The organism is Sphaerochaeta sp. UBA5849 (genome assembly GCA_002432715.1).
Lineage (GTDB): Bacteria > Spirochaetota > Spirochaetia > Sphaerochaetales > Sphaerochaetaceae > Sphaerochaeta.
Map to the genome: position 1 here is coordinate 26,625 of DJGJ01000046.1, position 16,879 is coordinate 43,503.

The window sequence follows — 16,879 nt, forward strand, 5'->3', positions numbered from 1 at the left end:
TGGATGCAATTTCGCGAACAACCAATATATGAGGATATGGAGGCTGTCGCTTCCATTTTGAAGAACTCAGGCTTCTTCAACGAGGAAGAGCAGGAGGTCGGCGTATCGCTGGTACGTGAAAGGCTCGAGCAGGGGGAGAAGAGTCTTTACTTCTTCCAGTTCGCCCAAGAGGGTGCACAGGTGCTCGGATATACCTGTTTCGGACCTATCCCGGGAACACGATTCAGCTATGACCTCTACTGGATCGCCGTCGACCCTGCGTATCAAAGACAGGGTATCGGGGGGCTTCTCTTACAGCAGACCGAGGCACAAATCGAGCGCAGGGGCGGCAAACGCATCTACATCGAGACCTCCTCACAGTCCCTCTACCTCCCCACCCGCAGCTTCTATACCCGTCACGGGTACATCCTGGAAGGACAGCTGAAAGATTATTATGCCCCCGGTGATGACAAGCTGTTGTACGTCAAAGGGTGGTAAGCCATGGACTTCCAAATTCGGAGCTTCCAACACAACGCTGTAATCCCCGATATCGAGGGTGTGCACAATCTTGTGAAGCAGCAGCTGACGTTTATCGGCTATACCCCGACATATCAAGATGTTGCTTCCGTTCTGGCCAATGCCATGAAAGAGGAGAGTCGTGCGGTGCTCTGGGTGGCATACCAACAGGACCATGCGGTAGGCATTGCCTTCGGCAATGTCTGCTGTGGATTGGAGAGCGGAGGAGACTACCTGTGGCTCAATGAGCTCTATGTGGCGGAAGAGGCCCGCATCCATGGCTTGGGAACGAAGCTGTTGACCGAGGCCCAACGGTGGGCGAAAGAGATGGGCTGTACCTATCTTGCGATGGTGACCCATCCGCGAAATGAGCGGGCACAACACCTCTATGCCGGTGAAGGATTCGAGCTTGAGAGCTTGGTTTGGGTGGATAAGTACCTATGATGTGAGCGCTTGTTCCACCAACGATACGATGATTTGCTCGAAGCTGAACCCCCACTCCTTGGACAGATGGTAGAATCCGTAGAAGCTCGGGTTTGCATTCAGTTCCAGAATGTACGGCCTCTTGTTTGTATCGACGCGATAATCCACTCGAGCATATCCGTACAGGTCGAATACTTTCCAGCATGATTGAGCAAGCTGTTCCAACTGCCTGAGAAGGGGTTTGTCAGCCTCATCGTGTGTGTACTTTGCGCTGATGTGTTCATAGCCGAAGGTTTGTTCGGTCCATTTGGCATCATAGGTGATGATTTTCGCTTTCTGTCCATAGTCATTGAAGACCCATTCATACGGGGGGAGGATGTGTACTTCCTTCTTTGTGCCGTACATGCAGACGGTGAACTCCCTGCCGTCGATGTACTGCTCGGCAAAGCAGGGGCAGCCTAGCTGCGATTCTTTCTCTCTCAGCATCGCCTCCACTGCTTCGTGCTCGACGAGGCACTGTTCATCAAGGCCTACCGATGCGTCCCCTTCGATGGGCTTTATCAGGTAGAGCCCCTTTTCACTCTCCTTGCTGTACAGGGCGGGAGTCGGCAGATGATGGTCGGCCATCAGCCTCTTGGCAAGCACCTTGTTGGTGGTTACAAAGAGATTTGCCAGCGAGCAGCCGGTATACTTCAGGTGCAGGCTTTCAAGAATTCCCGGTACCAAATAGGAGAGCGTCTCCTCCTTGGGTGCCGAATCGACGAGATTGAAAACAACTATGTTCTTGTCAAGCTGCTCGAGTTCCGTAAGCGAGTAGGGAAGCAGTGTTGCTGAAAACCCTTGCTTGGTGAGTATTTCCTCGATCCATCGGGCTTGGCGAAGAATATCCAATACGTCCTCTGGGGCGTCTGAAGGAATCTGGTTGTGGAGGATGATGACCTGTTGCATGATGATGGTTCATCATTTCCCTGCGACCGATGTTTGTCAAGGATGGCGGGGTGGTGATGCAGTGTTTTCGGTGTGAGAGAAACGCCAAGAGCAATGTGTCGATGACTATTCGGAAGAATGAAGACGCTGAAAAAAATGCTTGACAGATTCTCTGGATAGGGTAAGATTGTTGCATGCAATAAAAAAGTTGCATGCAACAATGCTCTTGTACCAGCATCTTGGTACTCTCCTAAGGAGGAGATCATGAAGAAACTTTTGGTTTTGGCAATCGTTCTCGCACTTGTATTGCCACTCTTTGCCGCAGGGGCAAAAGAGGAGACAATCGAGAAGTATCCATCCAGGACCGTCAGGGTAATCATTCCCTGGTCCGTAGGTGGTATGACCGACGTGTTGACCCGACCGGTCGCCAGTCATCTGGAGAAGCAGTTTGGTGTCCCGTTCGTAGTTGAGAACAAGCCCGGCGGGGGTGGCGTCGTCGGTTCGTTGGAAATTGAGAAGGCTGCCAATGACGGCTACGTCATCGGAACCACTTCCATGTCCACCGTCTCTGCAAAATATGTCTCCCCGATCTATCCAGACATCTACAACGTAGAACTCATCAGCCAGGTCATTACGATTCCTGCAACGGTCACCGTCAATGCAAACAGTCCCTTCAAGACCCTTCAGGACTTGATCGACTATGCAAAGGCAAACCCCGGCAAGTTGACCAACTCCAACTCCGGTACCGGTGCAAGTGCTCATATCTATGCTGCATACTTTGAAGCCATGGCCGGCATCAAGGTCAACCATATCCCGTATCCTGCGTATGCAGAGGCGGTCACCGCCCTTCTTGGTGGACACGTCGATATGACCAACATTCCGCTTCCCGATCTTTCTGCACACGTTGACAGCGGTTCTTTACGCCTCTTGGCCATCGCATCTGCAGAACGCCATCCATCCTATCCCGATGTACCTACCCTCAAGGAACTGGGCATCGATGCAGTGATGGGCAACTACAGCGGCTTTGTGGCTCCGAAGGGAACCGATCCTGAGAAGGTCCGCATCATCGACGAGGCAATCGGTCGAGCAATGCAGGACGAGACCATCAGAAAGTTCCTCATCGATGCAGGATATCAGCCTGTCTACCTGAACAGGACCCAGTTCGCCGACGTAATCAAGGATGCTGAGAAGCAGCTTGACTTCCTGGTGAACGAGCTGGGCATCAAGTTCATCGACGACTGATTACACAGGCGAGTATCCGAAGTATACTGGAGTATCGTCCCCAATCAACATTGGGGGCGATATTCACTGCCTCCCAACCGTGTTTTTGGAGAAACGAATGACAAAGAAAAACTCTGATATCATTGCAGGAATAGTGTTCTTCGCTTTTGCAGGCCTGCTCTATATCGCTTCCGGCTTCATGCCGACGAGAACCGGAGGCATTGCAGCCCTCAATACCGGTTTCTATCCACGAATTCTTGCCATCCTGCTGGCGGTTCTATCGGTTTTGATGGTTATTGAGGCTCTTCGAACCCAAAACACCACCAAAGTGGAATCGTGGTGGAACAGCAAAACAGCTTTCTTGATGTTCCTGGTCACGCTGGTCATGCTGATTCTCTATGTATTCATAATGAAGATTTTAGGCTTTGCAACCGCAAGCTTTGTTTTCATCACTTCCTTGATGTGGATGCTCACCGACAAACAAGGACGCAAACCTGTATTGATACTGGGTGTCTCGATGGGAATTACGGCCATTATTTACATTATTTTTAAGATGATTCTCTCCATTCCCTTCCCCCAAGGGCTCTTGATTTAACCAGATAAGGAAACCACCATGGAACTTTTTTCAATGGATCTTTACCTCTCCGGATTGCACTTCTTCACCAATCCAGTCATATACCTGTCATCCTTTTTGGGAGTACTGATCGGTATCGTATTTGGTGCACTCCCGGGCCTGACTGCAACTATGACCATTGCAGTCTTCATCCCCTTTACGTTCGGGCTTTCCCCAGTCATTGCCTTTGCCTTTTTGCTCGGTCTTTATTCGGGCTCGGTATATGGAGGCTCCATTTCTGCGATTCTCATAAATATTCCCGGTACTCCATCAGCCATCGCCACCAGCCTTGATGGCTATCCGCTCAGCCAGATGGGAAGAGCAGGGGAGGCTATCGGAATCTCAACGATCAGCTCCACCCTCGGAGGCTTCTTCAGCGTCATCGTACTGATGTTCGCCGCTCCGGCCATTGCAAGCGTCGCCCTTAAATTCAGTGCCGAAGAGTATGTCGGTATCACCCTCATCGGCTTGAGCATCATCGCCATCATCAGTCCTGGCTCCACCGTCAAAGGATTGATGAGCGGCGTTATCGGTCTGATCATCGGCATTGTCGGCATGGACCCCATCACCGGCTATCCCCGTTTCATCATGGGCCGGGCCGAGCTTTTGGAAGGCATCGACTCCATCCCGGTAATGATCGGAATGTACGGGCTCTCGGAGATGTTGGTGCAGATTTCCAGCTCTGAATACAAGGTTACGGTAAAGCAAAAGCTTTCCAGGCTTCTTCCTCCCATCAAGCACATCAAGCAGATTTTTGGTACCGTTGTCCGCTCTTCTTTCATTGGTGTCCTGATCGGAGCACTTCCCGCCGCCGGCGGCTCTATTGCAGCCTTGGTTGCCTATGGACAGGAAAAGCGCTTCGGCAAGCGCAAGGAACTCTTGGGAACCGGTATCATTGAAGGGGTGGCAGCCCCTGAGGCGGCTAACAATGCCAGTACCGGCGGTGCCTTGATTCCCATGCTCACCCTTGGTATTCCCGGAGATGCAATGACGGCAGTTCTGATGGGCGGCCTGATCATCCAAGGCCTCAGACCGGGTCCGCTGTTGTTCCAGCAGCAGATGCCCTTCGTCTCCTCAATTTTCATCAGCCTGCTGCTCTCGGTTGTGTTCATGTGTATCCTGGGCCTGTTGGGAGCTCCTGTTTTCGCCAAGCTGATCAGCTTTCCCAAGAAGTATCTGATTCCCGCCATTCTGGTCTTTGGTTTGGTAGGTTCCTATGCCATCAGCAACTCCATCTTCGATATCTGGGTGTTGATCATCAGCGGTATCGTCGGATTTGTGTTTCGAAAGATCGGCCTTCCGATTGCACCAATTATTTTGGGTATGATTCTCGGCCCGCTTTTCGAAAGCAATTTCCGTCGTGCTCTCATGCTCTCTGGCGGCAACTGGGCGACATTCGTACAGAGACCGATCAGTCTTGCGTTTCTCATCGTCGTGGTGGTGGTCCTGACCGGCCCGGCGATTATGAAGAAATTCAATAAAACACTTATCAGGGGTAATTAATGAAGCTTGAATCCGATAGCATCCTGCTCTCGTCACAGAAAATTGGCAATCGTATCGCCCAAAACCGCTTTGTAGCCCAACCGATGGAAGGCAATGACGCCGTCGGGGGCAAAGTCTCCGATCGGGCCATCAAACGGTATGCAAAGCTTGCCGAGGGCAAGTGGGGTGTAATCGTCATTGAAGCCTTGGCGGTTGCAGATGATGCGCTTGCACGCAAGAACCAGATGGTGATCAACTCTGAAAATCTTCCCGGCCTCAAGGCGTTGGTGGAAGCGATGAAAGCAGCCGATCCCAATGTCTTGGTTCTGTTTCAGGTGACCCACTCCGGACGCAAGAGTGGACGTGACTTTTCTCGTCCCACCGCCTTGTACAAGGCCGAGAGTTGGGAGCACCTGCTGACCACCGAAGAGATCGATGAGATTCAGCGCCTGTTCATAGAAGCAGCCTTGCTAAGCGAGGCTGCCGGTGCCGATGGTGTCGACTTTAAGATGTGCCATGGGTATCTGGGTTGTGAAATGCTCAGGCCGGGCAACCAGCGTTCCGACAAGTGGGGAGGATCTTTTGAGAACCGCACCCGCTTCCTTGCCGAGTCGATTCCCCAAATCAAGACACGCCTTACCAACAAGGATTTCATTATCGGCAGCCGAATCTCCTACTGGGAAGGCATAAAAGGCGGTTGTGGTACGGCCTCGGCCAGCGACGCCGTGGAAGACCTATGTGAGATGGACCTCGTCATCTCTCTGATGGCCGACCTTGGCATGGACTATGTCAATGTTTCGGCAGGAATTCCAGGAGTGACCAGCGAGATCACCCGGCCGACAGCAACATCGAAGTGGTTCTACCTGCATCAGTTCCGTTACGCCCGCCGTGCAAAGGCTTTGGTGGGGGACCGGATGATGGTGTTCGGCTCAGCTTACTCGGTGTTGCAGGAGGAAGGGGTACGCGAGGCAGAGAGCAATATCAGGCTCGGATATGCCGATTTTGCAGGGTGGGGACGGCAGACACTTTCCGATCCCTTGTTCCCGAAGCGACTTGCCCTCGGCGATGAGGTGGATTATTGTAAGTTATGTTCGGGTTGTTCCAAATTGATGATCAAGCAAGAGGAGGTAGGTTGCATAATCTACCCCTCCCTTAACTGATGCAGGGTGATGATGGCAAAGAAAGTGACGGTCTACGACATTGCAAAGGCACTGGATATTTCACCCAGTACCGTTTCACGGGTTCTCAACAACTCCTCTCTGATCAGTGAGGAGAAGCGGGAGCTGATCCTTCGTACAGCCGAAGAGATGCACTACGAAAAGCGTTCCATCAAGAAGCAAAAGGGTAGGGCCATCATCACCATCCGTCTTTTCCTTCCGATGGCAAAGTTCAGCTACATCCACCTGTTTTATGATGTTGCAGAACTTTTGGAAGGAGTTCAACAGGGTTTCGGAGAGACTCGGATCAATATTATAACCAGTCTGAACGATGGCGATGCATCTCTTTTTGACTCCAAAAAGCTCGGAGACATCGATGGATGTATCTTTGCTTTCACCAAACCTTCCGTGCAGATAGAAGAACTATTGGAAGATCGTAGTGTTCCTTTTTTGATGCTCAACCGTTCAAATCCGGAACACAACTATGTCCTGGTGGACAACCTGAGTGGAATGGACAAGCTGGTGGGTGCTATGTATGAGAAGCGAAAGGACAGTCTCAAGCCCTGCTTCATCGGCTTTTCCCAGCTACCATCAGTCAGCGCCCTGCGTGAGCAGGGTGTGATCGAAGCCTGCCAAAGACGTCACATTAGCTTCGACCCGGATCTGGATGTGATCATGGTCGATTCCCTGACAGAGCTGAATTCCAAAGTGATTCCCGCTCTCAAGGAGCGCTCATACAATGCAGTGCTCTGCTTCAATGACCTGATGGCAGTTTCCTTGTATCAAGCAGCCCTACACCAAAACTGGCAGGTTCCCGATCGCTTTTCCCTTTCCGGCTTCGACAACTCTCCGATGCTCCAGCTGATGGACCAACGCATCGATACCATAGAGTTCTCGCTCCGTACCTTGGGGATGGAGGCGGGCCTCTGGTTGAGTTCACGCATCATCGATCGCTCGCAGGCTCCCATTCAGAAAGCTTTGGAAGGACCGTACATTGAAGGAGAAACCATCTGAATGATGCACTTACATGCAACGTGGTCTGTATTGGGGCATATGATCCCGGTGTATCGCACCAAAGCCTTGATAGTTGGATCGGGGGCAGCATCCCTGTCGTGCGCCGTTCACCTCAAGCGAATGGGCGTACACGACATGGTTATTGTCACCGACAACAGCAAGGGTGGCACCAGCCGCAATACCGGCAGCGACAAGCAAACCTATTACCGCCTCAGTGATGCAAGCCCCATTCCCGACTCGCCATATTCCATGGTTGAGTCGTACACAAGAGGCGGATCTGTGCATGGTGATATGGCTTTCGTTGAAGCCCAAAACTCATTGAGGGCTTTCTACAACCTGGTCAGCCTGGGCGTCAACTTTCCAAGCAACCGCTATGGCGGGTACACCGGTTACAAGACCGACCACGACCCGAGCAACCGGGGCATCAGCCTCGGGCCGTATACCTCCAAGGAGATGGTGCGTGTATTGCATGCCGAAGTTGAGAAATGCAACATCCCCCTGTGGGACCGCTGTGATGTTGTTCGGCTGCTTACCGATGAGAATCACGCCATGGTCGGGGCTGTAGTGCTGAACAAGCAAGAAGTGCACAATGAAAACCACGGACTCTGTGTCATTCTTTCCGAGTACGTGGTGCTGGGTACCGGCGGCCCTGCCGGTTTCTATGCCGCCTCTGTTTATCCCCGTGTGCATGTGGGCAGCATAGGCCTGGCGATGGAAATCGGGGCGGAGGCTGTCAACCTGACGGAATCTCAGTTCGGGATTGCAAGTACGAAGTTCCGATGGAATCTTTCAGGCAGCTACCAGCAGGTGCTTCCTCGTTACATCAGTACAGACCGAAGAGGCAACAATCCAGTTGATTTTTTACTTCCCTATTTCAACAATTGGGAAGAGTTGACCAACGCTGTGTTCCTCAAGGGGTATCAGTGGCCCTTCGATGCGGCGAAGGTCTTCGACCAGGGTTCTTCCTTGATCGATTTGTTGGTCTACCATGAGACACAGGTAAAAGGTCGGAGGGTGTTTCTGGATTACTCCAGCAATATCGTGGGTAATCCTGCATGGTCTCCGTTCAGCCGACATTGTGTTCATCCCACCGCGCTTGGATACCTTGACGCCTCGAAGGCTTGGGCTGAAACCCCCTTTGAACGGCTGAAGTTGCTCAATACGGCTGCTGTCGACCTGTATGCAAAGCACGGCATCGACCTTCAGCATGAACTGCTGGAAATCGATGTCTGCGCCCAGCACAACAACGGCGGACTATACAGCGATATCTGGTGGGAATCCACCAACATCAAGGGTTTGTATCCCATCGGTGAGGTGAATGGCAGCCATGGGGTGAGCCGTCCCGGCGGGAGTGCCTTGAATGCCGGCCAGGTCGGAGCACTCCGTGCAGCCCAGCGCATCGCAGCAAGCAGGGATTCTCTGCATGACGTTTCACTCTCAGAGCCAATACAAAGCCAGCTTAAGGAGCTGGTTGGTACGGTTTCTTCGTGGGTGGCTTCTCCAAAGCACAATAGTTTGCAGTCAGCAAAGTATCTGTTGGATGAGCAACTTTCCACCTTGCAAAGGCGGATGTCCAACTTTGCCGGTCCAATCCGCAGGAAAGAGTTGGTGCAGAAGGCCCTGTTGGAGGCGAAAGCCCAGCAACTGGCTTTTGGCAAAGACCTGTCGGTTCCTGTCGAACTTCTGGCCAAGGCTCTCAGGCTGCGGCATATGCTGATAGCCCAGGTTTGGTACCTCTCTGCAATCGACCACTATATCCAACAGGAAGGAGGCAGCAGAGGTTCTTATCTTGTGGTTGACTCGGCAGGCAGGGAAGCCCATCCGCTTGCCGGCCAGTACAGGATCAAGGAAGAGAAAGTACAGCTTCGGTCGGTGATGCAGGTCCTCTACCTTGATGCACAAAAAAAGCTCTGTCATCGGTTTGACCAATGCAGAGCCGTTCCATCTGAGTCATTTTGGTTTGAACAGGTGTGGAAGGAGTATCAGAGCGGTCTTCATCTCCTATAGTCTGGGGATGGCCAACCCGCCATCGACGGTGATGACCGTACCGGTGGAGAAGGGCAGCCCCCCCTGCAGCAGTGAATTCACCGTTCTGCCGATGTCCTCGGGCAGGCCCCAGCGCATTTGCGGGACGATTCCCTGCTCCAGGAGGGTATCATATTTCTGCTGTACCGTAGAGGTCATGTCGGTCTTGATAATACCCGGCCTGATCTCGTATACAAGGGTTCCATCACCGGCGAGCCTTGCAGCAAACAGCGAGGCTGCCATGCCGAGGCCTGCTTTGCTGATACAGTATTCAGAGCGGTTTACCGAGACCATGGCAGCGGAGACCGATGTGATGAAAATGATGGTTTTGCCCTGCAGTGCATCGGCTTGTTTCCAGTGGTTGGCGATTTGCTGGGTAAGCAGAACCGGACCACGGAGATTGATATGCATCAGGCGGTCGAAAGACTCTTCGCTCATATCCAGAAGGTCCGCCCGCTGCGAGGGAGCAACGCCGGCGTTGTTTACCAAGCCGTCGAGGGAACCGGTTGCTGCGAATGCCTGCTCGATGAGCTGGTTTCGCTCTTGGGTGTCGGAGATGTCGGCTTTGAGGATAGGGAAGGACTGGTCGGAATCGATGGCAGCCTGGTTGCAGAGCCGCTGTGTCTCTCGGGCAGCTACCTCGTTTCCAGCATAGTTGATGAGTACGGAAAAGCCGCTGGATGCAAGAGTGAGACAAATGCCTCGTCCAATGCCTCTGCCGCCGCCGGTGACAAGAATGGTTTTTGCCATAGAAATCCTCCATATTGTTGCATGCAACAATATGAATTGTGTAGTCTTTATCCGTATCTGTCAAGAGCATTCAGCAGAAGCTGATACGAACAGGAGATGTACATGGGTCGAGCCAACCTACGTACTTGGCTCTCCCATTGGAAGGTAGGAAGGCTTTCTCCTACACAATCATGACTGTCGTGGTGCAGACTCTCCGGTGGAGTATGATTGGGCTCATTGCATGAAAAAGGAGCCCTTCCGGGCTCCCTCTGCTGCTTGATGTAAAGTCTAGTACCTGTTGTAAGAAGGTCTGCGTTCGGTTCTTTCTTTTGCGATGGCTTCGTTGACCCTGAGGTTTCTTCCATCGAGCTCACGGCCGTCAAGCTGGCTGATTGCTGCAACTGCTGCGCTATCGTCGTCCATCTCAACAAAGGCGAAGCCCTTGGGACGGTTGGTGTCGCGATCCATGATGATGCGGGCGCTCATTACGTCGCCGTACTGTGCGAACAAAGAGTACAAAGCCTCTTCAGAAGTCTGGTAGCTCATGTTTCCTACATAAATTTTTTTTGCCATGATAATTTCCTTGCGCAGGTCGTTGCCTGCTTTCTGTGGGTGTCTTAGGAGTTTGGTACAGTTTCGATCGATTACCCGTCAGAAGTGCATGGAAGTCAAGCAGCATGGCTACAAAGATAGGATCGTCAGCAAAAAGGAACACAAAGTCTAAGCTCCTTCAGCCTACGGGGTATCGGACAAAGAGTCAATACCATTGAGAAAAATAAGTGTTTATTTTTCTAGAATTAAGAAAGAAACGATTTGAAAGCTTCTAGATTGGACCAACCCGGATAGGCCTGTTTTGTCTCAATTCTTCCAATCAATTGCACTACCAGATCGTTTACCGGTGTGGCGATACCTGCTCTTTTCCCTTCCTTGGACAGGATACCGTTGATGCTTTCCACCTCGCATTTTTTCCCCTTCTCAATATCCTGAAGCATGCTGGGCTTGAGACTCGCATGTTTCTTCATGGCGAGGGGAATAAGCCGGAAGCTGAGCTTCTGTTTGAAACTGCCTTGGTAGTTGAACAGCTTCTCCATGGTCTTCCCCTGCACCGGCTCGAAGGTGATGCCCAAGCGGTGGCCGGTATCGAAACACTCCTTGAGGATCAACTGGGCGATGCGACGCGATTGCTTGTTCTTTGCAACCTCGCCGAAGGTGCATCCCAGCACGGTGGCAGTACCACTGAAGGAGACATTGATCAAGAGCTTGGACCATCTGGCCCCGATGAAGTTCTCTTCAAGAGTGACCGGTCCCATGACGCCAAGCATCGATGCAACGGCTTTCAGCATCTCCTCCCGGCCCTTGCCTAGCATCCCCAGGCTGAAGGCGAGGGCCTCTGGCTCACTGGTCAGCTCTGCCACCCCGCACTCCTTCAACGTTGCGCCCCAGCCGATTGCACAGCCTGCGACCCGCTGTTCACCCAATACTTGGGCCAACTCGCTTTCCGGCAGGCCGTTCTGCATGGTGACCAACAGTCCGTCCTTTGCTAGATAGCTGCGAAGAAACGTGGCGACTTTGCGGTTCTCCAGTTGCTTGGTCAAGAGGAAGATCAGGTCGTAGGTCCCCTGCATCTGCTCGGGCAACCGTGCTTTCACCGGTACACTGAAATCGGCCTTTCCTACGATGCGAGCCCCTTNNTTGAGGCAAGAGCCCTGCATTGCATCCGGTTGCAGAAGATTGGGAATGCAGCGTTCCCAAATAAAAAGCGGGACACAGCTGACTGGTCGGACTTTGCAGTAGTGGAGTTTCTTGTTGAAATATATTTCATAATGAATTATACTTCGACCATGATCAGATCCTTCAGTGATTCGAGAACAGAACATGCATACCACCGATTGTTCGACAAACGCCTTCCTCAGGATGTCGCAAAACGCATCTACCTGAAGTTGAAAAGCTTGGATTCTGCACTGACGATCAATGACGTACGAATTCCTCCAAGCAATCACTTGGAATTATTGCTCGGATGCGGTCTTCAACGTTACAGCATCAGGGCAAATAATCAATGGAGGATTTGTTTTACATGGAAAGAAGAAACAGCGGAAGCTTGGGATGTCCAGCTTGTCGATTATCACTGATGAAGAAAAGGAGGCGAAGTACAATGGATGATGAATACACACTGGCTCCTGTAACCATCGGAGAATACTTGAGGACTGAGTGGCTCCAGCCCCTGGGATTGTCAGCTTACAGAGTGGCAAAGGATATCGGCATCACAGCGGGTGCAATGCTGAATATTCTCAATGGGAAAAGAAACATGTCCCTCGATACTGCATGGCGTCTAGCCCATTATTTTGGAATGTCCAGGAATTATTTCATCAATCTGCAGAATGCTCTCGAGTCTGATGCCAAAGAGGAAGAGTATCAGAAAACGATTGCCACACTGCCGGTATATGACCGCATGTCAATGGTATGTGAAGAGTAGTACCAACAGGTACAAGAAAAGAGGATATAACAAAAAGTGGGACTGTCTCATCTGATCCCGCTTCTTGCATGAAAGCCGTTCTGCATGGTGACCAAAACAGTCCGTCCTTTGTAAGATAGGTACAAAGAAAGGTGGCCACCTTGCGGTTCTCCAGTTGTTTGGTCAAGAGGAAGATCAGGTCGTAGGTCCCCTGCATCTGCTCGGGCAACCGTGCTTTCACCGGTACACTGAAATCGGCCTTTCCTACGATGCGAGCCCCTTATATGGCTGTAAGCGTACCGAGACGGCCTGCTTGAGGCAGGAGATGAGCAAAAGCCGACAACAAAATCTTTTTTCACATAATCATCCAAAGTTGATTCTAATCAATTATTCTTTCTCCTTTCGATGCTACTGTACTGCTGTAACAGAGAGAAAAAAGGAGATCACACTATGTCAAATACTACAACGTTTACCACTGCAAAGAAGCAATATCTCAAGGTTCTGAAACAATATGTTCCCATTGTAGACCGTGTTCACGGGTCCAATCACCCTGAATTTCATGATGTACGCCAGACCTTCGAGGCAATGGTCCAAAAGATCGAGCAGGCAGGTGCAAAGCATCCTGCATTGCAGCAGGAGTTTGCCTTGCTGAGGACCATCACCGACAATTACACCATCCCCCAGGATGTGTGTGAGACCTATGAGGCGGTATATCACATGCTGTCACAACTCGATGAAGCATACACAAAAGGAGCAGGCGATGCAGAAATTCATACTAGGTAGAAAGAACCATATAACCATCATAAGTGCAATCCTGATCATCCTCGGCTTTACCAGTGAGCTGGCGTTTCACCAAGAACAGATGGCTATGTGGTCGCTCATGCTTGCCTCGGTGCTTGGAGCTGCTCCGATCGCCATCCAAGCCTATCAAGCACTGAGGGTCAAGGTTGTCAGCATCGATGTGCTGGTAACGCTGGCGGTCGCAGGTGCCTTTATCATCAGGAACTTTGAAGAATCAGCAATTGTCACATTCCTGTTCTTGTTCGGCTCGTATCTGGAGCAGCGTACGCTGCAGAAAACCCGATCGGCGATCAAGGAATTGACTGAGATGGCGCCCGAGAGTGCCTTGAAGCTGAGCGAGAGCGGAGAGTTTGAGGAAGTAGCCGTCGATGAAGTCGATGTCGGTGATACACTCCTTGTCAAAACAGGTGCGAAGGTTCCCGTCGATGGTACCGTCCTTACCGGCGAAGGCCATATCAACGAAGCGAGCATCACCGGTGAGGCCGTGCCTGTCGGCAAGAGGAAGGGCTCGCAGGTATTTGCCGGAACCATTCTGGAAAATGGGACTCTGCAAGTCGTTGCCGACCGGGTGGGAGAGGATACCACCTTTGGAAGGATTATCGAGTTGGTCGAGGAGGCCCAGGACTCAAAGTCGGAGGCCGAGCGTTTCATCGACCGGTTCTCAAAGTATTACACTCCCGCCGTCCTGATACTTTCCACGCTTGTATGGATATTCTCACAGGATATTGAACTTGCCATCACCATTCTGGTGCTCGGTTGCCCAGGTGCCTTGGTGATCGGAGTTCCCGTCTCCAATGTCGCAGGCATTGGCAACGGTGCACGCCATGGCGTGCTGCTCAAGGGCAGTGAAGTCATTCACGATTTCAGCAGGGTCGACACCATCGTCTTTGACAAGACAGGAACGCTGACTGAAGGAAATCCCTCTGTTGCAGACACAAACTACTATGTCTCCGATATCCGGAAAACCTTGGGCTATCTGTCGAGCGTAGAAAGAGAATCAGACCATCCATTGGCCAAGGCGATCGTTCAGCATTTGGGTCCTGTCGATACCTTTGCTGTACAGAAGACCGATGTGGTGGCGGGCGGGGGCATTGTAGCCGAGGTGGACGGTCACACGGTTGCCGTCGGTAATGTAGGCTTGATGGAGCAGCAGGGAGTGCCCCTGGCTGAGAAGGTCCGCAAAGATATTGAGCGTTTTGAAGCGATGGGAAACTCGCTTGTGTTGACATCCGTTGACGGTGAGCTTCATGTTTTGATGGGAATCCGCGACCAAATACGCGAGGGTGTGAAGAGCCATCTGCAAAAGATGAAGAAACTGGGGGTCAAGCACTTGGTAGTCCTCTCCGGAGACAACCAGGGGACGGTGGACTTGGTGTCAAAACAGCTGGGTTTGACACAGGCTCACGGTCACATGTTGCCCCAGGACAAGGCAGCGTTCATCAAGAAGCTGCAGGCGGAAGGTCGAATGGTTGCTTTTGTGGGTGACGGGGTGAACGACAGTCCCTCGCTCGCCTTGGCCCAAATCGGCATTGCCATGGGCAGCGGTACCGATGTAGCCATCGAAACGTCGGATGTGGTGCTGATGAATTCAGACTTCAGCCGCCTTCCCCACGCCCTGGGCTTGGCAAAAGCTACGGCACGCAACATGCGCCAGAATATTGCAATCGCAGTGGGAGTGGTGCTGATTCTCTTGGCGAGTGTGTTTTTCAGTGAGTGGATGAATATGTCCATCGGAATGTTGGTGCATGAGGCAAGCATTCTTGTGGTGATTCTCAACGGAATGCGCCTACTTCACTACCGAAGTTGATTTGAATCAATTACGAAAAAAAATAATCTTGGTATGCTAGCCATACCATACAATGAAAGGAGTCAACATACTATGAAAAAACTTACCATCCAGCTGCAGACACTGACTTGTCCGTCCTGCATGCAAAAGATTGAGAATGCAACCAAAGCACTGCAAGGAGTGCAGAAGGAGAGTGTGAAGGTTCTGTTCAACGCTAGCAAAGTCAAGCTTGACTTTGATGACTCTGTCATCACCTCTGAAGCAATCGAGCAGGCCATCACCACGTTGGGTTATGAGGTGAAGAATTCACAAGTCAAATAAATCCAGGATGGAAAGCAACAAGAAAAACGGGACTGCTTACGCAATCCCGTTCATTGTCAGCCTTTCTTCTGCTCAATACGCTTCTTCTGTGTCTTTTCGATAGCATCGACTATGTGTTCATAGCCGGTGCATCGGCAGAGGTTGCCGGAGATCTGTCTGCGAATCTCCTCGCGGGTGGAAGGGCTGTCCTTCTCAATGATGGGAATGGAAGCCATGATGAAGCCGGGGGTGCAGAAACCGCATTGCACCGCTCCCTCATCGATGAACGCCTGCTGGATGTCACTGATGGCACCCTTGGTGTCACTGAGGCCTTCGAGGGTCAGGATGGTTTTTCCCTCTGCCCAGATTGCCATATAGATGCAGGAGTTGAAAGGCTTGCCGTCGATCAGGACGGTGCATGCACCGCATTCACCTACGTCACAGCCGTGCTTGATGCTGTCCAAACCAGCTTTGCCACGGAGCATATCTAATAAGGATGAGCGGACATCCACTGAGAAAACCCGCTCTTTTCCGTTGACGATACAGTGTATATCTTTATTAGCCATTGATGGTTCCTCCTGCTTTCTCGACTGCCGCCTTCGTTGCTCTTCTTGCCATTTCCTTTACCAGTTGCAAGCGGAATTCCTTGGATGCACGCCAGCTGGTTCTCGGCTTCACATCGGCCAAGGCTCCCGCAGCCACTACGTCAAGCAGTTGCTCGTTCAGCTCGTGGCCTTGTGCATTCGCCTCGGCAGTCGTGGAGCGGATGGGAGTCGGGGCGGCAACACCGAAGGCGATGCGTAGGCGGTCGATGTGCTTCTTGTCACGGGAAAGTCTCACATTGACCGAACAGCCGAGGGTGGCGATGTCCATCGCCTTGCGCATTGCATACTTGATGTAATGGCCGCTGGTGTTCTCATAGTTCTCCTTGGCGATGCGGATGCCGCTCAGCATCTCGCCTTCCCTGATGTCCACCTTGCCCGGTCCAAGATTGAACTCGGCATAGGGAAGGAGGCGGATACCGTCAAGACTGGTGATTTCCAGCACTGCATCGTAAGCCTTCAGCGTGGTTGCACTATCGGCACTGGTCACCCCGTTGCAGATATTGCCGCCGATGGTCCCGATGTTTCGTACCTGCGGCCCGCCGATCTGGTCGACTGCCTCCCCGAGGACGGGAACATGCTGCTTGATGACCGGATGCATCGAAACATCGGTGAAGCTGGTAAGCGGGCGGATGAGAATCGAGCCATCGTCCTCAAGGCAGATTCCTCTCAGTTCATCAAGGCAGTAGATGTTGATCAAATCGCAACCGGCAAGCTTTCCTTCGCGAATCTTGATCAGGATGTCACTGCCTCCGGCAAGCCACAACGCCTGGGGATGCTCCTTTTTCAAGCGCAAGGCTTCTTCCACTGTTGTCGGTTCGTAGAGGTTGTTGAAGTTATACATACACTGTT

At 51.9% G+C, this 16,879-nt stretch carries 19 protein-coding genes; 13 read left to right on the forward strand and 6 right to left on the reverse strand.

The features are described from left to right. The first annotated feature begins 3 nt into the window (after nucleotides 1-3). Both B3K89_RS07970 and B3K89_RS07975 read left to right on the forward strand, forming a co-directional pair. Nucleotides 4-477 (forward strand): GNAT family N-acetyltransferase, encoded by a 474-nt coding sequence (locus B3K89_RS07970; protein ID WP_293893784.1) that lies wholly within the window; start codon nucleotides 4-6, stop codon nucleotides 475-477. 3 nt (nucleotides 478-480) lie between these two features. Continuing rightward, the gene (locus B3K89_RS07975; protein ID WP_293893786.1) at nucleotides 481-939 is read left to right on the forward strand and encodes a GNAT family N-acetyltransferase; all 459 of its coding nucleotides are present in this window, start codon (nucleotides 481-483) and stop codon (nucleotides 937-939) included. Here the strand turns inward: B3K89_RS07975 and B3K89_RS07980 are convergent. After that, nucleotides 934-1,866, reverse strand: a complete 933-nt coding sequence (locus B3K89_RS07980; protein ID WP_293893789.1) for a D-alanine--D-alanine ligase family protein — start codon at nucleotides 1,864-1,866, stop codon at nucleotides 934-936. The genes B3K89_RS07975 and B3K89_RS07980 overlap by 6 nt on opposite strands. Nucleotides 1,867-2,109: 243 nt before the next feature. Here B3K89_RS07980 and B3K89_RS07985 point away from each other — a divergent pair, with 243 nt between their 5' ends. From B3K89_RS07985 to B3K89_RS08010, 6 genes are all read left to right on the forward strand, one after another. Then, nucleotides 2,110-3,087, forward strand: coding sequence for a tripartite tricarboxylate transporter substrate binding protein (locus B3K89_RS07985; protein WP_293893792.1), 978 nt, complete (start codon nucleotides 2,110-2,112; stop codon nucleotides 3,085-3,087). Nucleotides 3,088-3,184: 97 nt separating this feature from the next. Continuing rightward, nucleotides 3,185-3,661 carry a tripartite tricarboxylate transporter TctB family protein gene (locus tag B3K89_RS07990; protein WP_320349929.1) on the forward strand — a complete coding sequence of 159 codons (477 nt, stop codon included), beginning with the start codon at nucleotides 3,185-3,187 and terminating at the stop codon, nucleotides 3,659-3,661. Nucleotides 3,662-3,679: 18 nt separating this feature from the next. Continuing rightward, on the forward strand, nucleotides 3,680-5,182 hold the full coding sequence (locus B3K89_RS07995) for a tripartite tricarboxylate transporter permease (RefSeq protein ID WP_293893798.1): 1,503 nt from the start codon (nucleotides 3,680-3,682) through the stop codon (nucleotides 5,180-5,182). Beyond that, the gene (locus tag B3K89_RS08000; RefSeq protein ID WP_293893801.1) at nucleotides 5,182-6,321 is read left to right on the forward strand and encodes a hypothetical protein; all 1,140 of its coding nucleotides are present in this window, start codon (nucleotides 5,182-5,184) and stop codon (nucleotides 6,319-6,321) included. Before B3K89_RS07995 ends, B3K89_RS08000 begins: the two co-directional genes overlap by 1 nt. 12 nt (nucleotides 6,322-6,333) lie before the next feature. Beyond that, nucleotides 6,334-7,332 carry a LacI family DNA-binding transcriptional regulator gene (locus B3K89_RS08005; protein ID WP_293893803.1) on the forward strand — a complete coding sequence of 333 codons (999 nt, stop codon included), beginning with the start codon at nucleotides 6,334-6,336 and terminating at the stop codon, nucleotides 7,330-7,332. Further along, nucleotides 7,333-9,339, forward strand: coding sequence for an FAD-dependent oxidoreductase (locus B3K89_RS08010; RefSeq protein WP_293909167.1), 2,007 nt, complete (start codon nucleotides 7,333-7,335; stop codon nucleotides 9,337-9,339). Here the strand turns inward: B3K89_RS08010 and B3K89_RS08015 are convergent. From B3K89_RS08015 to B3K89_RS08025, 3 genes are all read right to left on the reverse strand, one after another. Next, the gene (locus B3K89_RS08015) at nucleotides 9,334-10,107 is read right to left on the reverse strand and encodes a 3-ketoacyl-ACP reductase (RefSeq protein WP_293893808.1); all 774 of its coding nucleotides are present in this window, start codon (nucleotides 10,105-10,107) and stop codon (nucleotides 9,334-9,336) included. The two genes, B3K89_RS08010 and B3K89_RS08015, sit on opposite strands and share 6 nt — an antisense overlap. A 267-nt stretch (nucleotides 10,108-10,374) precedes the next feature. Next, nucleotides 10,375-10,659 carry an RNA recognition motif domain-containing protein gene (locus B3K89_RS08020; RefSeq protein WP_293893811.1) on the reverse strand — a complete coding sequence of 95 codons (285 nt, stop codon included), beginning with the start codon at nucleotides 10,657-10,659 and terminating at the stop codon, nucleotides 10,375-10,377. Between the two features lie 224 nt (nucleotides 10,660-10,883). After that, nucleotides 10,884-11,963: a ketopantoate reductase family protein gene (locus B3K89_RS08025; protein ID WP_414712344.1), complete on the reverse strand. Its 1,080-nt coding sequence runs from the start codon at nucleotides 11,961-11,963 to the stop codon at nucleotides 10,884-10,886. Here B3K89_RS08025 and B3K89_RS08030 point away from each other — a divergent pair. The 5 genes from B3K89_RS08030 to B3K89_RS08050 all read left to right on the forward strand — a co-directional run bounded on the left by B3K89_RS08030 (nucleotide 11,928) and on the right by B3K89_RS08050 (nucleotide 15,446). Beyond that, on the forward strand, nucleotides 11,928-12,215 hold the full coding sequence (locus B3K89_RS08030) for a type II toxin-antitoxin system RelE/ParE family toxin (RefSeq protein WP_293892609.1): 288 nt from the start codon (nucleotides 11,928-11,930) through the stop codon (nucleotides 12,213-12,215). The two genes, B3K89_RS08025 and B3K89_RS08030, sit on opposite strands and share 36 nt — an antisense overlap. Nucleotides 12,216-12,238: 23 nt before the next feature. Further along, nucleotides 12,239-12,559, forward strand: coding sequence for a HigA family addiction module antitoxin (locus B3K89_RS08035; protein ID WP_293892606.1), 321 nt, complete (start codon nucleotides 12,239-12,241; stop codon nucleotides 12,557-12,559). 429 nt (nucleotides 12,560-12,988) lie between these two features. Then, nucleotides 12,989-13,321, forward strand: coding sequence for a hypothetical protein (locus B3K89_RS08040; RefSeq protein WP_293892603.1), 333 nt, complete (start codon nucleotides 12,989-12,991; stop codon nucleotides 13,319-13,321). Continuing rightward, entirely contained in the window at nucleotides 13,299-15,146 is a 1,848-nt protein-coding gene (locus B3K89_RS08045; protein WP_293892600.1) for a heavy metal translocating P-type ATPase, read from the forward strand. The genes B3K89_RS08040 and B3K89_RS08045 overlap by 23 nt, the downstream gene beginning before the upstream one ends. A 72-nt stretch (nucleotides 15,147-15,218) precedes the next feature. Beyond that, on the forward strand, nucleotides 15,219-15,446 hold the full coding sequence (locus B3K89_RS08050) for a heavy-metal-associated domain-containing protein (protein WP_293892597.1): 228 nt from the start codon (nucleotides 15,219-15,221) through the stop codon (nucleotides 15,444-15,446). A gap of 56 nt (nucleotides 15,447-15,502) precedes the next feature. Here B3K89_RS08050 and xdhC read toward each other — a convergent pair whose 3' ends face one another. Continuing rightward, nucleotides 15,503-15,991: a xanthine dehydrogenase subunit XdhC gene (gene xdhC / locus B3K89_RS08055; protein WP_293892594.1), complete on the reverse strand. Its 489-nt coding sequence runs from the start codon at nucleotides 15,989-15,991 to the stop codon at nucleotides 15,503-15,505. Further along, complete coding sequence (gene xdhB, locus B3K89_RS08060; RefSeq protein ID WP_293892591.1) at nucleotides 15,984-16,871, reverse strand: xanthine dehydrogenase subunit XdhB; 888 nt, start codon at nucleotides 16,869-16,871, stop codon at nucleotides 15,984-15,986. The genes xdhC and xdhB overlap by 8 nt, the downstream gene beginning before the upstream one ends. Between the last annotated feature and the right edge of the window lie 8 nt (nucleotides 16,872-16,879).

What these genes read in the sequence shown, in the direction of transcription:
- B3K89_RS07970 (WP_293893784.1), top strand. Translation starts at nt 4, where the DNA reads ATGCAATTTCGCGAACAACCAATATATGAGGATATGGAGGCTGTCGCT.
- B3K89_RS07975 (WP_293893786.1), top strand. Translation starts at nt 481, where the DNA reads ATGGACTTCCAAATTCGGAGCTTCCAACACAACGCTGTAATCCCCGAT.
- B3K89_RS07980 (WP_293893789.1), bottom strand. Translation starts at nt 1,866, where the DNA reads ATGCAACAGGTCATCATCCTCCACAACCAGATTCCTTCAGACGCCCCA.
- B3K89_RS07985 (WP_293893792.1), top strand. Translation starts at nt 2,110, where the DNA reads ATGAAGAAACTTTTGGTTTTGGCAATCGTTCTCGCACTTGTATTGCCA.
- B3K89_RS07990 (WP_320349929.1), top strand. Translation starts at nt 3,185, where the DNA reads ATGACAAAGAAAAACTCTGATATCATTGCAGGAATAGTGTTCTTCGCT.
- B3K89_RS07995 (WP_293893798.1), top strand. Translation starts at nt 3,680, where the DNA reads ATGGAACTTTTTTCAATGGATCTTTACCTCTCCGGATTGCACTTCTTC.
- B3K89_RS08000 (WP_293893801.1), top strand. Translation starts at nt 5,182, where the DNA reads ATGAAGCTTGAATCCGATAGCATCCTGCTCTCGTCACAGAAAATTGGC.
- B3K89_RS08005 (WP_293893803.1), top strand. Translation starts at nt 6,334, where the DNA reads ATGGCAAAGAAAGTGACGGTCTACGACATTGCAAAGGCACTGGATATT.
- B3K89_RS08010 (WP_293909167.1), top strand. Translation starts at nt 7,333, where the DNA reads ATGATGCACTTACATGCAACGTGGTCTGTATTGGGGCATATGATCCCG.
- B3K89_RS08015 (WP_293893808.1), bottom strand. Translation starts at nt 10,107, where the DNA reads ATGGCAAAAACCATTCTTGTCACCGGCGGCGGCAGAGGCATTGGACGA.
- B3K89_RS08020 (WP_293893811.1), bottom strand. Translation starts at nt 10,659, where the DNA reads ATGGCAAAAAAAATTTATGTAGGAAACATGAGCTACCAGACTTCTGAA.
- B3K89_RS08030 (WP_293892609.1), top strand. Translation starts at nt 11,928, where the DNA reads ATGATCAGATCCTTCAGTGATTCGAGAACAGAACATGCATACCACCGA.
- B3K89_RS08035 (WP_293892606.1), top strand. Translation starts at nt 12,239, where the DNA reads ATGGATGATGAATACACACTGGCTCCTGTAACCATCGGAGAATACTTG.
- B3K89_RS08040 (WP_293892603.1), top strand. Translation starts at nt 12,989, where the DNA reads ATGTCAAATACTACAACGTTTACCACTGCAAAGAAGCAATATCTCAAG.
- B3K89_RS08045 (WP_293892600.1), top strand. Translation starts at nt 13,299, where the DNA reads ATGCAGAAATTCATACTAGGTAGAAAGAACCATATAACCATCATAAGT.
- B3K89_RS08050 (WP_293892597.1), top strand. Translation starts at nt 15,219, where the DNA reads ATGAAAAAACTTACCATCCAGCTGCAGACACTGACTTGTCCGTCCTGC.
- xdhC (WP_293892594.1), bottom strand. Translation starts at nt 15,991, where the DNA reads ATGGCTAATAAAGATATACACTGTATCGTCAACGGAAAAGAGCGGGTT.
- xdhB (WP_293892591.1), bottom strand. Translation starts at nt 16,871, where the DNA reads ATGTATAACTTCAACAACCTCTACGAACCGACAACAGTGGAAGAAGCC.